This window comes from Mucilaginibacter sp. P4_E8 (genome assembly GCF_056401495.1).
Genome location: NZ_JBFUJG010000316.1, coordinates 1 through 2,156, shown reverse-complemented (window position 1 = coordinate 2,156; position 2,156 = coordinate 1). Strand labels below are relative to the sequence as shown.

The window sequence follows — 2,156 nt, the reverse complement described above, 5'->3', positions numbered from 1 at the left end:
GGATCTCATGACGGCTTACGATCTCCCGGAAAGAACTTTCCAGCGCTTCCCGGTCCAGTGAACCACGAAGACGGAATACATGCGGAATATGGTACTGTACACTGCCCTGCAACCTGTCTATGAACCATAAACGCTCCTGAGCATACGACAGCGGGATACGATCCCCTGCCTCTCGCTGCCGCAGCTGCGGTCTTATTTTATTTTGATTAATATCTTCTCTTTCAGATTTCCATCTATTGTCTTTTAGATAATTAACTATTAAGAGCTTGTTATTCCTTATCTCCTGCAATAATTGTTCATCAATTATATTATTCTTAGGAATTTTAAGTTTTAATTTATCTCCGTTAACAACTATTTCAATACCGCTTTTTTTAGCATGAAATAACAGGCTAATAATTTTGTTAATCATAACATTAAATGATTTTTATAAAGGTTTAATAGGCAAATGCTATCCTGACATTATGCTATAGGATATAGCCAATGCGCGAGAAAAAATTAATGATTTGGTATTATCTTCTATAGATCCAACTCTTCGATTTCTAAAGTATTTTCTTGCTGACTATTGGTATACAATTCCAGTTCAATGTATCTACTCAAGTCATAAATGGTTGTAAATTGGAAAACAATATGAATAGTTATGGATAGATTGAAATGCTGTTTAATAAAAGCTATTAGTCTAACGGCCAGTAAGGAATGTCCGCCAATATCAAAAAAATCATCATATATGCCGATTTCTTTGATCAGTAACAATTGCTGCCAGATTTCAACCAACCGCTTTTCGATCTCATTTTCAGGAGCAACATATACAGATAAATCTCTGGTCATTTCAGGTTCCGGCAGTTGCTTTTTATTAACTTTCCCATTTACTGTTAATGGTATTGTTAGGACCTCCATAAATGTGACCGGTATCATGTATACAGGCAGGCTTCTTTTTAAGTGTGTTTTTATTTCCTCTAGCTTAAACTCACCTGATGGCACAATGTATGCTATCAACATTTTATCCCCTGAAGTAAACTCACGGGCGACCACAACACCCTGGCGTACGCCCGGGCTCTGCTGTAGCACGGACTCGATCTCCCCTAGCTCAATACGGTAACCACGGATCTTTACCTGGTCATCCATACGGCCCAGGTACTCTATATTACCGTCAGGCAACCAGCGGCAAAGGTCCCCCGTCTTATACAATCGCCCACCCTCTTCACCGTAGGGGTCCGGTATGAAACGCTCTGCCGTCAGATCCGAACGGTTCAGGTATCCTCGTGCTACCTGCACACCACCGATATACAGCTCACCTGGTATTCCTGTACCGCAGGGACGCAACTCCCCGTCAAGCACATACAACTGCGTATTCCATACCGGACGACCGATCGGAACCGTTGCCGTAGAACCCAATGATCCTGCTTCTACAGCAAAATAACTTACATCTATACTTGCCTCTGTCGGCCCGTATAAATTATATAACCCTGCTCCCGGTATCTTTCTACTGAACAATTCTGCATGAGACCATAACAGGGCTTCCCCGCTGCAGATAACACGCCGTAAACTGCTGCAGCTTCCCGAAGCTATACTTTCCAGGAACACCTGCAGCATCGATGGCACAAAGTGTATTGTCGTGATCCCTTCTTCTGCGATCAGGGACTGCAGATAGGAAGCATCTTTATGCCCTTCCGGTTTGGCAAATACCAAACGGCAGCCACTGATCAGCGGCCAGAAAAACTCCCATACGGATACGTCGAAACTAAACGTCGTCTTCTGCAATACAGCATCACCACCCTCCAGTCCGTAATGATCCTGCATCCAAAGTAACCGGTTCACCACACCCCCGTGCTCGATCATCACGCCCTTCGGACGACCTGTTGAACCCGAAGTATAGATCACATACGCCAGGTCACCCGGACTGATCCCGATTTCAGGTGCATCAGCAGACTCCTGGCTGATAGCTTCCCGATCTTCGTCAACCAGCACCTGCTCTATGGAATCACCTAATAAGCCCGCGGTGCTCCGGCTCGTTAATGCCAGCGATGCCCCGGTATCCTGAAGCATATAACTGATCCGGTCTGCAGGATAATCCGGATCAACCGGTACATAAGCRCCCCCCGCCTTCAGCACCCCAAGGATCCCGATGATCATCTCCAGGGAACGGCCAAGACAGATCG

Annotated in this window: 2 protein-coding genes; both read right to left on the bottom strand. The window is 45.2% G+C overall.

Annotated features, from left to right (window positions below):
• A partial coding sequence (locus AC1DRQ_RS30910) for a condensation domain-containing protein (RefSeq protein WP_477429868.1) occupies nucleotides 1-409 on the bottom strand: 409 nt, incomplete at its 3' end.
• A gap of 107 nt (nucleotides 410-516) precedes the next feature.
• On the bottom strand, nucleotides 517-2,156 hold a 1,640-nt coding region (locus AC1DRQ_RS30905), incomplete at its 5' end, for a non-ribosomal peptide synthetase (protein ID WP_477429866.1).